This is a genomic window from Novipirellula caenicola (assembly GCF_039545035.1).
GTDB lineage: Bacteria > Planctomycetota > Planctomycetia > Pirellulales > Pirellulaceae > Novipirellula > Novipirellula caenicola.
This window is the reverse complement of sequence record NZ_BAABRO010000026.1, coordinates 1-19192: the sequence shown is the minus strand read 5'-3', so window position 1 is coordinate 19192 and position 19192 is coordinate 1. Positions and strand designations below refer to the sequence as shown.

14 protein-coding genes are annotated in these 19192 nt (G+C 55.8%); 3 read left to right on the top strand and 11 right to left on the bottom strand.

The annotated features are described in order from the left end of the window. Nucleotides 1-209: 209 nt before the first annotated feature. The 3 genes from ABEA92_RS28435 to ABEA92_RS28425 form a co-directional block, all read right to left on the bottom strand. Nucleotides 210-1343 carry a sialidase family protein gene (locus ABEA92_RS28435; RefSeq protein WP_345688747.1) on the bottom strand — a complete coding sequence of 378 codons (1134 nt, stop codon included), beginning with the start codon at nt 1341-1343 and terminating at the stop codon, nt 210-212. A gap of 442 nt (nt 1344-1785) precedes the next feature. Continuing rightward, a complete protein-coding gene (gene uvrB, locus ABEA92_RS28430; RefSeq protein WP_345688745.1) occupies nt 1786-3903 on the bottom strand; it encodes an excinuclease ABC subunit UvrB in 2118 nt (705 codons plus the stop codon). A gap of 288 nt (nt 3904-4191) precedes the next feature. Further along, a complete protein-coding gene (locus ABEA92_RS28425; RefSeq protein WP_345688743.1) occupies nt 4192-4617 on the bottom strand; it encodes a ComEA family DNA-binding protein in 426 nt (141 codons plus the stop codon). A gap of 363 nt (nt 4618-4980) precedes the next feature. Between ABEA92_RS28425 and nadC the strand changes: the two genes are divergently transcribed. Beyond that, nucleotides 4981-5910, top strand: coding sequence for a carboxylating nicotinate-nucleotide diphosphorylase (gene nadC, locus ABEA92_RS28420; RefSeq protein WP_345688741.1), 930 nt, complete (start codon nt 4981-4983; stop codon nt 5908-5910). A 102-nt stretch (nt 5911-6012) separates the two neighbouring features. Beyond that, nucleotides 6013-7416: an undecaprenyl-phosphate glucose phosphotransferase gene (locus ABEA92_RS28415; RefSeq protein WP_345688739.1), complete on the top strand. Its 1404-nt coding sequence runs from the start codon at nt 6013-6015 to the stop codon at nt 7414-7416. Between the two features lie 32 nt (nt 7417-7448). Here the strand turns inward: ABEA92_RS28415 and ABEA92_RS28410 are convergent, their stop codons facing one another. The 7 genes from ABEA92_RS28410 to ABEA92_RS28380 all read right to left on the bottom strand — a co-directional run bounded on the left by ABEA92_RS28410 (nt 7449) and on the right by ABEA92_RS28380 (nt 16118). Next, nucleotides 7449-8669: an HTTM domain-containing protein gene (locus tag ABEA92_RS28410; RefSeq protein ID WP_345688737.1), complete on the bottom strand. Its 1221-nt coding sequence runs from the start codon at nt 8667-8669 to the stop codon at nt 7449-7451. Continuing rightward, complete coding sequence (locus tag ABEA92_RS28405; protein WP_345688735.1) at nt 8666-9472, bottom strand: hypothetical protein; 807 nt, start codon at nt 9470-9472, stop codon at nt 8666-8668. The genes ABEA92_RS28410 and ABEA92_RS28405 overlap by 4 nt, the downstream gene beginning before the upstream one ends. 213 nt (nt 9473-9685) lie before the next feature. Then, nucleotides 9686-11041, bottom strand: coding sequence for a TIGR03000 domain-containing protein (locus ABEA92_RS28400; protein ID WP_345688733.1), 1356 nt, complete (start codon nt 11039-11041; stop codon nt 9686-9688). Between the two features lie 364 nt (nt 11042-11405). After that, a complete protein-coding gene (locus tag ABEA92_RS28395; RefSeq protein ID WP_345688731.1) occupies nt 11406-12713 on the bottom strand; it encodes a protein-L-isoaspartate(D-aspartate) O-methyltransferase in 1308 nt (435 codons plus the stop codon). A gap of 198 nt (nt 12714-12911) precedes the next feature. Then, nucleotides 12912-14492 (bottom strand): Ppx/GppA phosphatase family protein, encoded by a 1581-nt coding sequence (locus ABEA92_RS28390; RefSeq protein ID WP_345688729.1) that lies wholly within the window; start codon nt 14490-14492, stop codon nt 12912-12914. A 173-nt stretch (nt 14493-14665) separates the two neighbouring features. Continuing rightward, complete coding sequence (locus ABEA92_RS28385; RefSeq protein WP_345688727.1) at nt 14666-15292, bottom strand: HAD family hydrolase; 627 nt, start codon at nt 15290-15292, stop codon at nt 14666-14668. A gap of 112 nt (nt 15293-15404) precedes the next feature. Continuing rightward, the gene (locus tag ABEA92_RS28380) at nt 15405-16118 is read right to left on the bottom strand and encodes a 3-keto-disaccharide hydrolase (protein ID WP_345688725.1); all 714 of its coding nucleotides are present in this window, start codon (nt 16116-16118) and stop codon (nt 15405-15407) included. A 196-nt stretch (nt 16119-16314) separates the two neighbouring features. Between ABEA92_RS28380 and ilvD the strand changes: the two genes are divergently transcribed. Continuing rightward, a complete protein-coding gene (ilvD, locus tag ABEA92_RS28375; protein WP_345688723.1) occupies nt 16315-17994 on the top strand; it encodes a dihydroxy-acid dehydratase in 1680 nt (559 codons plus the stop codon). 968 nt (nt 17995-18962) lie between these two features. Here the strand turns inward: ilvD and ABEA92_RS28370 are convergent. Then, nucleotides 18963-19192, bottom strand: a 230-nt coding sequence (locus ABEA92_RS28370; RefSeq protein WP_345688721.1) for a tyrosine-type recombinase/integrase, incomplete at its 5' end; no start/stop codon positions are given.

Sequence of the window (19192 nt, the reverse complement as noted above, 5' to 3'; positions counted from 1 at the left end):
AAGGCACCGGGTACCGCGTGGGACCCGGCCGCTGACGCGTCACGGCTCAATAAATCAACAAGTCGTTAACGGTTTGTTGATTTAATGAAGTTTCTAGTCCGTCAATGGTGTATTCGACGGACTAGGAAGTCCATCGTACGACTAAAACAACAAGCCGTTAACGAATTCCGCTGCCAAGTTTCCGCCTCGGATGCGTTCTCAGACAGTGCCTACTGCGAATCCACCCGTTTGTCGATTTCAGACAGCTGAAAACGCGTGCTGACGACCGAGTGTTTCTCGGGCCCTGGGCGATACTTGATGTAGGTCGTTGCGTAGAGGGTGCCATCGCTTAGACGCTCGAGTCCTGGATAGCCACAGTCGAAAACATTGCGTGCGTGGTTGTGTAGTAGCTTGATCCGATATTGGCCGGGGCGTCCGTGTTTGATGTCGTCATAGGTGCCCACCCAAGCGACAAAGTGCCCCTTCGTTTTGCTGCTGGGGGCTTGATCGCGAAACGCGATGACCCAGCGTCCATCGGCAGCTTGGATGCCCATATGGCGATCCCCCGTCACCCCCCAAGCGGTATCGACCGGCTCGCTCCACGTTTCGCCTTCGTCTTGAGAGAACATCATCAAACTGTTGCCGGTGTGGGTATTTTCACGCATCAAACAGCACAGTTCGTTTCCATCGGGTGATCGTAGCACGAACGGTTCGCATGGATTTTTACCGTCCACGGCCGCAACCACTTTGGGATCCGACCAAGTCATCCCTCCATCGGACGAGATCGACTGCAACACATTGAGTGGGGTTCGGTCTTGGCCGTCGGGGCCTTTGTGATAGAGTCCAAGGTAGCGTCCATCGTTTAGCCGAATCACGCTGCTAAACGTCATCACACAGGGAAAACCGAGCGGCGGCATTTCCTTCCACGTCTTGCCATCGTCTTCACTCATGATGCTTGGCATCCCAGGGCCGCCTCGTTTACCCAGTGCAGCTGAAAACACCCACAACCGGGCGACTCCTTGCGGGTCCACCATGCGATAGATGCTGGGACAATTTTGATGCGTTGAAAATCCGGGTGGCAGTGTGGAATCCAGACGCACCCAACTTCGTCCACCATTGTCGCTTCGCGCCATCGGCCCCGCCGCCCCCCCATGGTTGATACACCACACACAAAACAGCGTGTCGCTGCCAGGCAATTTCAGCGTCGTGGGGTGTCCTTGGTAGGTTTGCGGTGTGCCCTCGGCGATCACGAGTTGACGTTCGGTTTCTCCGGAAAGATCGATGGTCGGCAAACGATTGGATTCCTCGGCCAACGTGATCGTCGCAGATGAAACCAAACCGACGCACAACCAAAATCGACTCATTACGAAATTCACTAGAGACCTCACGATGACTTGCGGAGAAATTGATTCGCCCCCTCTGGAAACGCGGGGAACGCAGGAAACCCGCGAAAGACGCTCGGCAGCCCGGTCGACAGCGATTCGAATTGGCGGCGATGTGTCAGTTCGAACCGCAGGCGTTAAAGGTCGAGGGATGGGGTCGACGAACGTTTTTGGCAGGTAACGCCCCATCAATTTTAATGGCTCGCCCACAGGAATGCGACCGAATCAGACCAAAAGTCTATACACCAAGCAGCGAAAGGCTTTGGGGACGAATGGGTATCACGATCATTGATTTACCGCCGAACGCCACGCGGCCAATGCCATCGACTTTGGCCCAAACTGAGTGGTTTTTATAGCGGAGCGACGCGAGTTTCGGAGTGTCGCCGTCAGCCCGAGTGAGTGAAGCAAGTTCGAGCCTACCCCCTTACCCGCGATTGGGACGGGGGACGTTTTTACGGCCGGCTCCCTTGACGCCTTTGCGACGTTTCTTTTGGATTCCGGTCGCTTCGCTTTTGGTCGTGAACTCGACTTCCGAGATCGGTTTGCCGATGTTCTCTTTCAACTGCAGCACCCGGTCACGCAGCGACGCGGCTCGCTCGAACTCGAGATCCTCGGCAGCTGACAACATTTCACGCTCGAGTGCTTCGACATATTCCAATGTGATGTAAACCGTCTCGGCCTCGCTTTTTGCCAGCGCCGTCTCTTTCTTGCGTTTTGCAGCATCGGAATCGATTCCCGTCCGAATCGATTTCAAGATGGTCTGGGGAACGATCCCGTGTTTGGCGTTGTACTCTTCTTGGATCTTTCGTCGGCGGCTCGTTTCTTCGATCGCCATCTGCATCGATGCCGTCACTTTGTCGGCGTACAGAATGACCTTCGAATTCGCATTCCGAGCGGCGCGTCCGATCGTTTGGATCAAACTGGTTTCGCTACGCAGAAAGCCCTCTTTATCGGCATCCAAGATGGCCACTAACGAGACTTCGGGCAAATCCAGGCCTTCTCGCAATAAGTTGACACCGACCAAACAATCGAAGCGACCGGTGCGAAGTTCCTGCAGCAAATCAACACGTTCGAACGCATTGAGTTCGCTGTGTAACCAACGACAACGCACGTTTTGTTCTTGAAAGAACGTGGAAAGGTCTTCGGCCAACCGCTTTGTCAACGCGGTCACCAGCACACGTTCATTTTTCTCGGCGCGGATGCGGATCTCGTTTAGCAAGTGATTCACTTGGCCTCGCGCCGGAATCACCTCGACAACGGGATCGAGCAAACCGGTGGGCCGAATGATCTGTTCAACCACCTCGCCTCCGGTACGGTTCAATTCGTACTCGGCGGGCGTTGCACTAACGAAACAAATCTGCCCCGTTCGCTCTTCCCATTCTTCGAATTTCAGCGGGCGGTTGTCTAACGCACTCGGCAAACGGAATCCATGTTCGACGAGGGTTGTTTTTCGGCTGCGGTCTCCGGCGTACATTGCCCGAACTTGCGAAACCGTCACATGCGACTCGTCGACAAACGTAATAAAGTCGTCGGGAAAAAAGTCGTACAAGGTATCGGGGGTCGCACCAGGCGGCTTGCCCGACAGCGGACGACTGTAGTTTTCAATCCCTGGACAATGCCCAACTTCGCTAAGCATTTCCAGATCAAACCGCGTGCGAGCCGAGATCCGCTGGGCCTCGAGCAGCTTGCCTCGCTGTTGAAACAGTTCGACCTGCTGCGTCAATTCTTCGCGGATCGAACGAATCGCATTTTGAATACGATTTTCGGGCATCACAAAATGTTTGGCGGGATAGATGTAGAGACTATCGACCGTTTTGATTGTCTCGCCCGACACAGGGTTGATCAGCGAGATTTGTTCAATCTCGTCACCCCACATTTCGATTCGATAAGCGAATTCTTCGTAGCTCGGCCACAGCTCGATGCTGTCGCCGCGGACGCGAAACTTGCCACGTTCAAATGCCACGTCATTGCGTTCGTAGAGCACGTCAACAAACTTCAGCAACAAGTGGTCGCGTCGCGTCTTTTCGCCCTTTTGAAGCGAAACGATCAACTGCTTGTAATCCTCGGGCGATCCCAATCCGTAAATACTGCTGACCGATGCGACGATCACGACGTCACGGCGGCTGACCAATGAACTTGTCGTCGCCAAACGTAGCCGGTCGATCTCTTCGTTGATCGACGAATCCTTTTCGATATAGACATCACGCTGGGGGATGTAGGCTTCGGGTTGATAGTAGTCGTAATAGCTTACGAAATAGTGAACCGCGTTCTCGGGAAAGAATTCGCGAAATTCGCCGTACAGCTGAGCGGCCAGGGTTTTGTTGTGGCTGAGGATCAGCGCAGGGCGGCCCAGATTGGCGATCACGTTGGCCATCGTAAACGTCTTGCCCGTGCCGGTCGCTCCGAGCAAGGTTTGAGCGGACCGCCCCGCCAAAAACCCTCGCGTCAGCTCTGCAATCGCTTGCGGTTGGTCTCCCGCAGGCGGAAACGGCTGATTGAGGTGAAATTCGGCGCGGGGAAGCTTTTTTGATTTGGACGTCATGGATCGTTCCACAGGCGGTCATGGTGACATGCGTTGACCGCTTCACTGTAACGAAGAACCGCGAAAACGACGATGGTCCGGCCTTGAAAATCAGAACCCGACATGTGAGTTCTGAAGCAAAGCGTTCATCACAACCCGAAGCGTTAGCGAGGGAATCTCGATCATGATTCGGTCCCTCGCTGACGCGTCGGGTTGTGATTTGCCGGCAGAAACGACAACAGCGTCATTTCAGAACGCGTGAGCGAGGGACTGCGAAACGCCACAATTCGCGGTGTTTGAGGATGGCGTTTACTGTTGGTTCGTCGCGATCGCCTCATGCGGGGGAGCGATTTCATCTTGCGGCGAAGCGACCTCGACACAGCAGTACTCAGCAATCTCGGCAATGGTTTTGGGACCGATCCCCGGTACGCGGCGGAGATCCTCGACCGATTCAAATCGCCCACGCTGTTGACGATCCTGGACGATGCGTTTGGCAAGCACCGGGCCGACCGTCGGCAGCAGCGACAATTCATGTTCGGCCGCGGCATTGACGTCCAAGCACAGTAGTTTTGCGTCCGCATCACGGCGGGGCTCGGCCCGCGGCAATTCGTGATGCATGGCAATCCGCCCGCCCAACATCCCAAAACAAACCAACAAAACCACCGCTAATGTCCACTGCACCGAGGGCTGCAGCAGAGGCGAATGCCGCGTGGGGGTTGGGGGAATTGGATTCATCGATCCGAGATTAATATCGAGTTACGGTTCGCTCATTATCCGCGATCGAGCCGGACGAAAACAACGCATCACTTCGACGGCAGGTCCACTTTTTGGCAAAAACGCTACAATGCTAGCGAGCTTGCTGTGATGCGATCGCACGATCGATCGACAACATCGCTTGCCACCGTCCGCGAGCCCAATGTCATCTACTTTAGTAGCGGCACGGCGCGAGCCGTCCGGTTGCGGCGAGTAACGCGTTCGAATTAGACCGGGCGGCTCGCGCCACTCCGCTATAAATACCACCCGGTTAGTGCGAAAGTAGATGGCACATTCCGCTTGCCCCCCAACCATTAACACGAATCGAACCCTGGACGTACATCGATGACTGATTATCCCCGCGTCGAAGCTGACTCGCTGCTCGAAAATGATTTGCGAATGTTGGTTCGACTTTCGATCGCCGAAGACCTCCGTGATGCAATGGACTGGACGACGGTCTGCTTGATCGACGCCGATCGCCAAGGCGGTTGCGAAATCGTGCCTCGCGGCGAGGGCGTCTGCGCGGGACTAGCGACGCTGCCGTGGATTGTGGATGAATTTGATGCATCATTGGAAGTCACGTGTTTGCAAGAGGATGGATCGGATTTGGTCGCCGGTCAATCGATTGCACGCTTGACCGGCAATGCACGTGACTTGTTGACTTGCGAGCGAACGATTTTGAATATCCTCAGCCGGATGTGCGGAGTCGCAACACAGACCCGGCGTTACGCCGAAGTGATCGCATCGACTAGGTCACGATTGTACGACACTCGTAAAACCACACCGGGTTGGCGGTTGCTGGAAAAGTACGCCGTCGGGTGCGGTGGAGGCCATAACCACCGCAGCGGTTTGCACGACGGGTTCTTGATCAAAGACAACCATTTGGCGTTGGCAGGCGATTCGTCGGGACCGATTGCTGCCAGCACGGCCGCGAAAAAAGCGATTCAGTGGCGGGGTGCCAATGTGGAACACTTGGTAGCGCCAACGATGGTTGAGATCGAAGTCGATTCACTCGAGCAATTTCGCGACGTGATTTCAACAAATCCCGACATTATCTTGCTTGATAATTTCTCGCTCGAATCGCTGCGTGAAGCCGTGGCGATTCGCGACCAGCAAAATTCCGCGGTCGAACTCGAAGCCTCGGGCAATGTCACGATCGATACGATTGCCGAGATCGCTAAAACCGGTGTAGAGCGAATTAGTTGTGGCGCTTTGACACACCAAGCGACCTGGTTAGACCTCGGTTTTGACTGGTTCGATCAATCGTTGAGCTAGGGTTTTGTAGCGTCGCCATCGTGAAGAAAGCGTCTTCGTTTTCACACGTCACGCGGCCTTTTGCACAAAATTCGAGACGCCCTAATCGACCGGAATTGATTCATGCGGTTACCCATTCTTCCTCACCGCCATTGGTGGGATTTCTTTCAACCGTGTCTTGATGCTGCTGGCGTGATCGCATCGTTGGCGACCGTCAAATGGATCGCGCGTGGCTGGGTCGACGACACCACGTTGGCGATGGGTTTGATTGCCGTGATCGTGTTCTTGCTGACCGGCCACTTGACCGGGTTGTACCGCAGATCGCACGCGGGGTCGGCCAACATGGAAATGTCCAGCATCGCGGGCGCTTGGAGCATGACCGTCTTGGTGCTCGCGTTGTTAGCATTTGCCACTCGCTACGGTCAAGAGTTCGCTCGCTCGGTCATGCTTTGCTGGATCATCCTAGCCCCCACGGTGATCGGGTTGGGACGAATGTGTTTGCGAATCATCCAACAAGGCTTGTTGCAGCGAGGCATCGGCACCCGTCGCATCGCGGTCGCAGGACTGAACGAGTTGGGGGTGCAAATGGCCGAGAATGTCCAGCATGATCCCTCGTTGGGTTTTCAGATGGTTGGCTTTTTTGACGACCGAAACGAATTTCGATCCGCGGACGCTTCGTCGAGCCAAGAATTTTCGCTCGAAGGCGATTTGACGGAAATGGTCGAAAAAGCACGGCAAGGTGAAATTGACACGATCTTTATCACGTTACCGATGCGGGCCGAGGATCGCATCCGCAAACTGCTAGAACAACTCAGTGACTCGACGGCGTCCGTTTATATCGTTCCCGACTTTTTTGTTTTTGAACTGCTGCACTCTCGATGGACCAGCATGGGAGGCATTCCGGCGGTCAGCGTGTTCGAGAATCCGTTGTTTGGTGTCGATGGCGTGATCAAGCGATTGACGGATGTCGCGATCGCCACGGCAGCCTTGGTCGTCGCGGCGATCCCCATGTTGGCAATCGCAATCGCCATCAAGCTATCGTCCCCCGGCCCCGTCTTTTTTCGGCAACGACGCTACGGTTTGGATGGTCGAGAAATCTTGGTGTGGAAGTTTCGCTCGATGCGAACCTGTGACAACGGCGCAGTGGTGAAACAGGCGACCAAAGGGGACCCGCGGGTGACTCGGTTGGGAGGCATTCTGCGCCGCACCAGTCTGGACGAATTACCGCAACTGTTCAACGTGATCGCGGGGACGATGTCCTTGGTAGGGCCGCGACCTCATGCCTCGGCACACAACGAGCAATACCGCAGCCGAATTCGCGGCTACATGCTTCGCCACAAAGTCAAACCAGGAATCACTGGATTGGCCCAGGTCAACGGTTGTCGCGGCGAAACCGATACGATCGACAAGATGGAACGGCGGATCGATTGGGACCATCGCTACATCCGCAATTGGTCGCTGTGGTTGGACATCAAGATCTTGTTCAAAACGCTGCGAGTGGCTTGGAGCCAACCCGAAGCGTATTGATCCAGGCTATCCGGACGAACCAAATCCGCGGGCTAATCCAGCTCGAGCGGTTCGTCCAACTCCGCCAGTTCTTGGTGATTGCCGGCACCTTGCTCGCGAAGTTTCTTCGCGGCGCGGCGAACCTTGCGTTCACGTTTCTTCAGCGTTTCGACACGCTGCTTCAATTTCTCTTTGTCCGCGGCAAGCTTTTCCTCTCGCTGCCGGAGATCGGCGTCGTCCACCTGGGTATCGGTGACCGAGTCTTCCTGGGCACTCGTCCCCTCGGCCGCGGCCAAGGGTTCAGAAGCGGATCGCAACAGCAACCATTTCGGTTCAATGAAGATGCAATTCGCGGCGATCATCATCAAACCAAACGTGGCCATCCCTAGCGCGGTCGCAATCCCACCATGCACCAAGATCGCAATCGCAATGACGAGGGGACGGCTAAGTCGCGGCCACACCAACGCACAATAAAACACTTCCCAAAACAGCGTCAGATGCGTCAGTGCCGAAAAAACATGCGGGTACCTACCGATCCAGGTCATGTTCATCGATTGGTATTCGTAGTTGGCCACTGCGAACCAAATGGCGGTTCCATCCCACCACAATTCGCCGCGTGCCTTGGCCAGACCGCCAAACAGGTAGATCACGCAGAGGTGCAATTGCAACAATCGCGTTCCCACATTGGCCGCCACACTAGGGCGATTCTCGGGCAACAGCCACGCTAATTTGCGATTGGATTGGCGGCGGTCGGAAAAACGTTCGCGAAGCCATGCGTCGACGCTGAAACAACTGCCGCTGGGCGTCAGCATCAAATACATCGCCATGTAGGTGACAATTTGGTCCAGCCCAAACAGGGTTCCCGTTAAACGGTGGATGTACATGATTTGCAGAAACCAAGCCGCTGGGCCAGTCACGCGAGTCATGAACCCGACGGCAAACGCCGCTGTAATCGACAGCGTCACGGCGTGGTGCAGCCACAGCAACAACGGGTTGCTCAGATGCCACAGATAGCTACGCCCCATATCCGATGTACCAAACGCGCCATCGTGTAGCTGCGCGATGGTCGTGTTGTTGATCCATGCATGATCACCAAGAAAATCGCTTAGCTGCATCGCCAGCACGAGATGCGAATAGAACAGCATGGCTCCGGTCACGATTCGCAATACGGCTAACACCTGCGAATACCGCGGCGTGAACCAGAATCGATCCCATGCGGCAACCAACTGCAGCACCCATGCTTTTAAAATCCCGATCACGGTTGATCCGTTCATTCCTCGCCCTCCGCTGCAGTCTCCGGTTCTTCGTCAGCCTCGGCGTTTGATTCAGAGCTCAACTCAGAATTAGCCGCTGGGGATGGCTGCTGTGGCGTGGTTTCACCTTCGTTCGCAGCCGGAGCACTGGATTCGCCCTCGGGCTGAACCATTTTCGGTGCCGGGATCGCTTCGGGCAGGTTGCTGGACGTTTCGTTGGTTTGCAGTGGATCAATCGCTTGATCACGCAGCACGCGATACAGCCGTGGATCGTTCAGCGGGATGGGATCATTGGCAAGTTCGATGAATCCGGGCAAGGCGTGTTCGAGCCGACGAATCACAACGCGTTGCCCGTTGTTTTTGTGTTGCAAATGATCGACGATCGATTGGCGAACGTACTCATAACGGGCACGGGATTGTTCCCACAACTGGGCTCCGACCGGATCCAATTTTGCAATTTCTTCGGGTGGATTTGGCGGCTGATAGATCGAGCTTAAGTATTCCGCCAACATAAAATGACGATGGTACAGCAGCCGTGGCCATTGATCATCCAGACTTGGAATCATCTTCTCCTCGACCTCTCCGGATGCGTCGGTGATCGCAGCTTGGATCAAATGGCTTGGTCCCGGATCGGGAGCGAAGAAGGCATAACCGCGGTCGATATACAGGAACTGTGTGTAATCACGCACCAACGCCATCAGAGTCTGTACCGAGGGCGAATCGCCCATCGCGCCGCGAGTTTGAAAAGCGAGAGGAGGTAAGACAAGTGCGATCAGATGAGCAGACACCAGGATCGAAACGATCCATCGTGTGCGTTTGGACACCTGAGGAGTTTCTTCGGACGTCATTTCGCTTAGGGAGCTCCCCAAAATGATAGATGGTAGACCGTTCTAGGTTAGTTGGGAACGCGTGGAAGTACAGACGTGTTCAGTGTGCGAGATAGTGAACAGCCAAACAAAAAGCCGCGTTCTCGAGGCGAGAACGCGGCTGATCGATGACTTGCTTTCCGTCTTGACGACGAAATGCAATCCGCCAGATTAACGCTGTGCAATCGACGAATCGTCGAAGTTGAACGTCAGCTCGGTGGTATCACCGGCAATCACGTCGACGGTGCGTTCCTTGCTGATCGGTTGACCATTGACGATCGCGGTCACGTGGACGGTGTAATCGGTCCACTGTTCGCCAACCTTCAATTGGTTCGTGCGGAAGGTCCGAATCGAACCTTGACCCGCGGTTTCATTGCCAGCCAGAACGACCTTTGCGTCTTCGGGCACGTGCAACTTGACAACCGTTACGACTTCGTCGGTCTTCGGAGCCACAGTTTCTTCGGAGCTGGCCGTGTCGCTTGCTTCATTCAGATCGAATACGATCTGCTCGATATCGCCGGGACGAAGCTTGATTTCCTTGGAATCCGATTGCTTCTCGCCATTGACGGTGTAGTCGACGTTGACGACATAGGTGTAAACGTAACCTTCCTTCAACCCGCGAGACATGAACTGGCGAATGTTGCCTTCGCTGGTCGTGGCATGGCCGTTCACGGTGACGGTTGCGTCACTTGGCACTGCCACGGTCAAAAGCGCTGAGTCTTGCTCGATGCTTGGCTTGGCCGATTCGTAACGAGTCGAGTCGTTGATCGTTTCGGTTGCGGTCGACGCGGATTGATCTTCGGAAGTTTGAACCGGAGCGCTGACCCCCGAGTCGTGGCTGCCGTCAATGATCGTGCCTTCGATCGGTGCCGAGTAGGTTTCGTAGCCCGATTCGATGACCGGAGATTCGTAACCTGCATCAAAACCCGACGACACTGGGCTCGAGTAGTGACCGTAGATCACGCCACCGGACGATCCGCCCGAAGAGCCACCAGAGGATCCGCCGGAGCTCATCGAGTAGCTTGCGTAGCGGACATAGCTGCCACCCGAGCTACCGCCCGAACTGCCATGGCTGGCGTAGCCGCCACTTGACCCGCCGCTGCTGCCGGCCGAACTACGTTTAGCGTGCATCTTGGCGATCAATCGACGAATCGGTCCAACGTGTCCGCCGGTAGACCCGCCCGAGCTGCCGCCCGAACTTCCACTGGAGGCATACGAGACCGAGTAACCGCCGGAAGATCCACCGGAGGAACCGCCACTTGAACCGCCGGAAGATCCGCCGCTCGAAGCGCTGTAGTATCCACCGGACGAACCGCCGCTGGACCCGCCACTTGAGCCAGCCGAATATCGGCGGGCTCGATAGCTACTCAATAATCCTCCGCCAGAGGATCCACCCGAAGAAGAATAGCCACCGGACGAGCCGTAGCTGCCTCCCCATGAACCTCCTGCCTGAACCGAATCCGGCAAGCTTGAGAATAGGACCACCGATGCGGTGATGGTCAAAACCTGGAAATGCCTGATAGCCAATTCAATCCCCTCCGTCGATTTCTGAACGCGTTATGAAAGCCTTGTAGCGATATCCGATACGATTGGTATCAGCGGTAGAATAACCGTTGAAATGCGGGAAACAAGCAGCCTAGGCAAAATTTACCGATTACCGACATCCTAGGGCGGACTCTTTACCCCCCGGACCGATCTGCGTTAACAATGCTCGCACCGGATTTCGGCAAACCGAAAACGAGAAAGAGCCGACAGAAACCGCCGTTTCCGTCGCAAAATTGAGATATTTTCTGCTGCCGATCGGGCGACCAATCAAGCGATCAGCCGCAGAATCTGAGTCAAAACGCCACAGCGTGCCGCCGAGAAAAAAATAGAGGCGGCCGGTAAAAAATCAATCCACTTTTTCGATGGCAATGGCGTCAAACTCCGCCTTGCCAGTCGCTCCGAACAATCCGATCCGCAGAATGGCCTCGCGGGTTTGATGAGGGATTCGCACCAAACGGCTCACTTCGCGCCATGACCGGGTCCCTCGGAACGGTCCGAGCCAATAGGCTCCCAAATCACGGCGTTGTTCGTCGTACAAACTGATTGCGATCATGGGCAGTGATTCGGGGTCGGGGCCAATTTTCACATTCTCGATTTGCACGCGGCCACTCAACCGGATCATGGACACTTCGCGGCCGTCGATCGCAATCCCCTGCAACAAATGTGAACTCAACCCCGATGTCTCGTTCTCAAATCGCACGAACGTCGCGCCCTCAGGCACCGTCGCTCGTGGCGATCCGGATGACGACAGCGTCCCCTCGCTGGCGGATTCCGAGCCGGGCGTGACCTGGCTAACTTGGCGTCCGTAGTACCACCCAGGAACAAAATCTTCGGTCGAACTCTGTTCCGGCGTCGGCAGCGTCTCGAAATTCCCGTTAACGACCACCGGATTGGTCGGATCGGGTAATTCGCGGCGAGTCTCTTCGGCTTCGCCGGTCATCGGGACAAACAGAGTGGGGTGCAGTGCTTGGCGGACCAATTTCCCGTCGACCTTTTGCATTCGATACAACGTCTGCTGATAGCGCTGGCCGACGGGAATGATCATCAGCCCGCCTTCGCGAAGTTGATCGATCAAAGGCTGCGGTACCGATTCAGGGCTGCAAGTGACGATGATCTTGTCAAATGGCGCGGCATCGGGCCAACCGAGAAACCCATCACCAATTCGCGTGGACACATTCTCGTAGCCCAAACGCGAGAGCGTCTCGGCGGCTCGGCGTCCCAATTCATCAACGATCTCGATCGAATAGACATGCTCGACCAACGGGCTAAGCACAGCCGCTTGGTAACCGCTGCCGGTACCGATTTCGAGCACTTTGTCGGTGGGTTCGGGCTCGATCGCCTCTGTCATCGACGCCACGGTAAACGGGCTGCTAATCGTCTGCGAATCGCCAATCGGCAGCGCCATGTCCAAATATGCCCTCTCTCGTTGGCTTTTGGGGACAAATTCATGTCGCTCGGTATTTCGAATCGCGTCGAGCACGCGAGAGTCCTTGACCCCGGCCGAGGCGATCCGGTCTTCGACCAAACGCTCTCGCAAAATCGTATACAGATCGTCCGCCGACGTTTCTTCACTGCGAATCAAAAACGCCAAAACCAGACTCCCGAAGATACAGATAGATTTGATAAACGCCGGAACGTCATTAGAAAAACTCATGGATATGCCTCTGCGCAGTTCGTGAGCGGTGTCGACGAACGGATTGTCACCGGATCTACGACGAGCCCGATTCGGGTTGTAGGACGGGGATTCACGCGGCGAATCGACGCCGTCCCGCAAGGGGGGGAACGGTCAAAACGCGAACGTCTCGCCAAACGTCCATTGTAATCAATCAAGCAACCGTTTTTATCCCTTGGACTAACGACCGCTACGCAGCAACACTTGCATCCCAAACACGTCACGGAACAGCCCCGAGTTTTGTCGCATCGCAATTTGTTCAAGCGAAACGTCATCGACACCGGGAACATTGATGACGAGTTGTCGTCCTTCGCGAGTGCATTCGATCTCGCGAATCCGTCCGCTGCGGGTATCGTCCAGTGCGATCGCAAGCCTAAGGATGGCCGCCAACTTTGCCACGATGACACGGTCCTCGCGTTCCAGCGATCCGTACCCTTCGTGAGCCGGTTGGGGTGAGGCGCGGCGATAATAGCGAGCCACCAAACCGACCTGCAGCAATTCGCTTTTGGACAATCCAAACAATCCGCTGTTGCGGATGACGTACAAAGCATGCTTGTGGTTGCTGCGAACGTTGATCATCAATCCAATCTCGTGCAACAGCGCCGCGACGTGCAGAATCACTTCGTGTCGCTGATCCAATTGGTGTTCAGCAACCAATTGTTCAAACAATTTCCGCGACAACTCGGCAACATTTCGGGCGTGCGTTTCATCGAAATCGAACCGCCGCCCGAGCGTGATGGCTGAGCGGACAATTTGATTGCGAAATTCGGCAGTCCACTCGCCGCCGATCGCCATGTCACGCAACAAACCGTCACGCAAATTGGTGTCACAAACGTAGACGTGCGTCTGATTGAACGCTTGGGCCAACATCGAATAGGCAAGCAGTGCCGGGCCGAGCGTTTCGGCCTCGATAAAGCTTGCCCCGAATCGTTTGACGATCGCGTCTTCGTCAAGCTTGAGCACTTCGTTAGTAAATTCGATCAACCGATCGGTCGACAATTGGGCAAGCGAGGTGCCATCCCAACCATCGAGCAATTGATGGGCGGCGAAACGCATGTCGCCACCAAAGGCAACCAAATGAATCATCGCATCGGAGTGCACCTCTTCGACGATCATGTCCAAGATTCGGCGGATGTGACTTTCTAGTAAAATCCGTCGTCTCGCGACCGACACATTGGCTTGGTCAAGCAGTTGCAACAGCCGCAGCGATCCCAAGCGATACGATTGGCTGTGCAACACATTGCCGCTACGGATCACCAACAATTCGGTGTTGCCGCCGCCGACTTCGACCACCACCGAACGACCGTCGGCCAAATCGGGATGCGTGCGGAGCTGGGGCATGATCCCCATGTAGGTGATGCGGTTCACCTCGGCTTCGTCAATCGGCTCGACGTTCATCCCCGTGACGATGTAGACGCGGTCGGTGAAGGCAAGCCGGTTCAGGGCTTCGCGGACTGCCGTGGTGGCCACGACCCGCAAATCATGCGGTGCGGAAATACCGTATTCTTGCAGCACTCGCTGGTACTTTTTCAGGATCCCGGCGACCTTTTCGATCGTGCCTCGCGAGAACCGCCGGACGTCAAACGCTTCGCGTCCCAGGTCAACCGGTTGGACCAGTGTGTCGAGCGTGCGGACTTCGCCATCGGCATGGATCTCGGCAATCGCCATGCGAACGCTGGTTGCCCCAATATCAATCACGGCAACGGGACGAGGAGGCGTGGATTGAATCGGGATCGATGAGGGGGGTGCCAGCTGTGCCATTGCAGTTGATGCGAAAGATGAAAAGAAAAAGAGCGGATGTCGTGCCTGGCCTCATCATACGACGTCCACGCCGCCCGGCACAGCCGAAGGGCTTCCCCTATTTAGCGAGCCGGCATGGGGGACCGGCCAACGTCGATGGCATTAGGGGACCGACCGCCGAGATGGCGAACGGGCTAAGCGATCACCCCATATGTCTTCAGAGCATCCTCGGCTTGATCGCCTCCGAAACACTGGACCGCATTCCAGCCTCGGTCGATTGCCGCGGCCACATTCTCAGGTTTGTCGTCGAGAAACAGGATCGCTTCGGGAGAAACACCGGCCAATTCTTCAGCCACCTGATAAATCCCATGATCGGGCTTCATCGAGCTGACTTCGCAACTCAATACACGAACAGGCCACGCAAGCGACGAAACCTGCCACGTTTGTCGGGCGATCCAGTCCCAATGAGCGTGACAGGTGTTCGATAGCAACCCATAACGTGTTCCCGATTCGTGGACCTTCGTGACCGTATTTCGCATCGATTCGATCGGCGTGAACATGTCGCTGATCGCGTCAAGCAGGTCGGCGGTCGGCATTTGCGAATCGGAAACCGCCAGCAAATCACGAACCAGCTGAGCGTATTCTTCGCCGGTGACATGGCCGTGTTCAAAGCGATCCTGCAATCCGCTCCGATAAATCGCCTGTTCTGCCATCGCGACGTCCACCCCAAAGCGACTCGCGACATTGCCGACGGCAATTTTCGGATCAAACGAAACGATCACGTTGCCGAGATCGAAGTAAACAAATGCAATTTTCATCATATTTATGTCGTTGCTCGCTCGGCGATCAAAACGAGAAGTCTGTAAAAACGCAGGGGCTCGGAATCGCACCATGCCCGAAAACGCAAGATCGCGGAGCGATCAGCGACATTGCCTAATTTGCGGTGAGGTTGCGGATGCGGATGTTGCGGTAGTGGGCTTCGGCCGGAGGACCGCTGTGGATTTGCAGCCCGATGATCCCGTCGCGAGCAATCGTGTCGTCGGTTTCGGTATAGTCCACCGTTTGCACGCCGTTGATGAAAATCTGGATTCGCGGACCTTCGCAGCGGATCCGAATCGAATTCCAATCGTTGTCTTTGACGAGGTCTTGGGGGAGATCCGCAGCGGGTTCAGCCAGGAATTTCCGGCGACGCGACTCGTCGTACAACGCCCCCCAAATCGATCGTTCGCCCATATTCCCCATATCCGCTTGGTAGCCCGAAACCTCGGTATCGCCGGGGATGCGTTTGGTTCGAAACTGGACTCCGGCGTTCAGCGAAGGCTTTTTCTTACCAAGGTCCGGCCCCTTCCCATCCGAGACGTTCGGCGAGACCAATTTGGCTTCCAATCGCAGTTCAAAATCAGCGAAACGTTCCATCGTGCACAAAAATTCGTTGTGCGGAATCTTCTCGTCTAGTCGCCCCGCCACGATGGCGTCGTCCTCGATGCGGAACCAGTAACCGTTTCCTTCCCATCCTGCCAAGGTATCCCCATCGAACAGCGACATCGACTTGAGCTGAAAATCGTCTGCCAACGCCTCGCGGTTGCCGAGCGTGACCCCAGGGGCAAAAACCGCAAACGCCAGCAAAAACCACGAAAAACGCATCATTTTGTCTACTCCGATAAAGTTCGCTTCGCCGTCCCGTTGTGAAACGCTCGCTGAAGATCATAATCGGTGGCCTGTGAAGTCGGCAAATCGACGCAGATTTAGTCTGCCAGAGAACGCGAACTCAGCCCCGCAAAATCCTCTCTTCGCTTGTTGACGTTTCTCCCCCATTCCTCCTGCACTGCGTACTCCACCGGCCATGAATGCTCCGCTAAACAAGTACAGCCAACACATCACCCAGCCCAAAAGCCAAGGCGCATCCCAAGCGATGCTCTACGCCACCGGGATGACTTCCGAAGACATGAACAAACCGCAAGTCGGTATCGGAAGCGTTTGGTATGAAGGCAACAGCTGTAACATGCACCTATTGGATTTGGCCGCCGAGGTCAAAAAGGGCGTCGTGGACGCCGGCATGGTCGGAATGCGGTTCAACACGATCGGCGTCAGCGACGGCATCTCGATGGGCACCGACGGCATGAGCTACTCGCTGCAAAGCCGCGATTTGATTGCCGATTCGATCGAGACGATCATGGGCGCTCAGTGGTACGACGCGCTGATCGCACTACCTGGATGTGACAAGAACATGCCAGGATGCTTGATCGCGATGGGACGATTGAACCGCCCTGCCATCATGGTCTATGGCGGAACGATCAAGCCGGGACGATTCAAGGACCAGAACTTGGATATTGTCAGCGCATTCCAGTGTTATGGCCAATTCATCGCCGGCCAAATCAACGAAGAGGAACGCAAAGAAATCGTCCGCCACAGTTGCCCAGGTGCAGGCGCTTGTGGCGGGATGTACACTGCCAACACGATGGCCTCGGCAATCGAAGCCTTGGGCATGTCGCTGCCGTATTCGGCCAGCATCCCGGCAGTCGATCCCGAGAAAAAAGAAGAATGCCGACACGCAGGCCATGCGATCCTAGAACTGCTGAAACTGGACCTGAAACCACGCGACATCATGACCCGCACTGCGTTTGAAAACGCGATGGTGACCGTGATGGCACTCGGTGGCAGCACCAATGCCGTGTTGCATCTGATCGCGATGGCGCGTGCGGTCGAAGTACCGCTGACGATCGACGACTTTCAAAGCGTCAGTGACCGCATCCCATTCCTCGCCGATTTGAAGCCGAGCGGCAAATTTGTGCAAGAAGACCTGCATTCGGTCGGTGGTACTCCTGCGGTGATGAAGTACCTGCTCAAAGAAGGCCTGCTCGACGGATCGTGCATGACCGTGACCGGCAAAACGCTGGCCGAGAACCTTGAGTCGCTGCCCGATTTGAAAGAAGGGCAAACGATCGTCCACTCCACCAAGGAACCGATCAAAAAGACCGGTCACATTCGCATCTTGCGTGGATCGCTGTCACCCGACGGCGCGGTGGCCAAGATCACGGGAAAAGAGGGATTGCAGTTCAGCGGCCCGGCACGCGTCTTTGACAGCGAAGAGGACATGCTGCATGCACTGGAGGAAAAGAAGATCCAAAAGGGTGATGTCGTTGTGATCCGCTACGAAGGTCCCAAGGGCGGCCCCGGCATGCCTGAGATGTTGACCCCGACCAGTGCCATCATGGGCGCGGGACTTGGATCGGATGTGGCACTGTTGACCGATGGCCGATTCAGCGGCGGCAGCCACGGATTTATCGTCGGCCATATTACGCCGGAAGCCCAAGAGGGTGGCCCGATCGCTCTGGTTCAAGATGGTGATACGATCACGATCGATGCGGAAACCAATCGACTGGATGTGGACGTTGACGAAGCCGAACTGGCCAAACGCCGCGACGCCTGGACCGCACCACCGCTGAAAGCAACTCGCGGCACGTTGTACAAGTACATCAAGAACGTGAAAAGCGCTAGCGAAGGCTGTGTCACCGACGAGTGATCCACAGGCCGCGGTAAAGGTTACCTGGTGATGGACAATGTTTCCCATTGGCCCTCGCTCCATCTGCCACCTCTCCCGAGCGCAGCACGTGAGAGGTCGGACGGGCCCCTTAGGCCTCCCGTAGTGGATCTTGCTAAAGATCCCGCCTCAAGACGACCGTCACCCCCTCGGCGCCGCCCCCATTCAATCACAACTCCGCATCGATGCTCGCCGCCACAGACGCAAGCAACAGATGCGAGGTCTGTTTTAAACAGGAGCAAACCGAGGGAACAGAGCCGCAAGTCACGTATTCTCCATAAGCTTCTCCATCAGCCACCTCTCCCGAGCGCAGCGCGGGAGAGGTCGGACGGGCCGTCGAGGCCTCCCGTAGTGGATCTTGCTAAAGATCCCGCCCACATTCGACCGTCAACCACTCCCCGCCGCCCCCATTCAATCACGCCTCCGCATTACACACGATTTCTCCGATGCATACGGAAGTGGATTTTGCACGGACAATTTGAACAGCGGCAAGCCGAGACGCCCGAGCCACAAATCCCCTCTTTCTCCGTTATCTCCCTTTCCTCCTGTTCAATGACTTCTTCCCCATTCGGGGCCAGTCGTCACCTCCCATCCTCGAGCTCCGGCAGCGAACAGAAATCCTCCGAGAATTCGCTTGCAACTGCCGCGTGGATTGCCAATAATCCGATTCTCGCCATTGCGGTGGAGCTCAGCGGAGTGCCACCGGAGCAACCGAAGGTGCACGTAGCCTAGGCTTCCAGCCTAAGAACCAAGTCTCTTTAAGCCGTCAATCAATGGTAACCTCAGCGTAGTGGGTACTGCTTAAGTTCCTGCCACATGAGGATCTTTAGCAAGATCCACTACGGTCGAACCGAACGTTCACGTAGCACAGGCTGCCGGCATATCATCCGCCCCCACTTCAATTTACCTATTTCAATTGTCAGTTTAGCTTTTTCAATTCTCCCAGTTCCTCACTTTTCGGCTGCCTTCCCCGCCGCATCCGCCGCTAACCGATCCAGTGGACTGACGACGACCGGTCCCAGCGTGTTGTCGACATGTGTATAGATTTGCGTTGTCTTGATGTCGGCATGTCCCAGCAGTTCTTGGATCCGGCGAATGTCCGTTCCCGTCCACAGCAGATGAGTCGCGAAGCAGTGACGGAACGTGTGGCTGGTCACATGTTTGGTCAACCCCGCTGCCT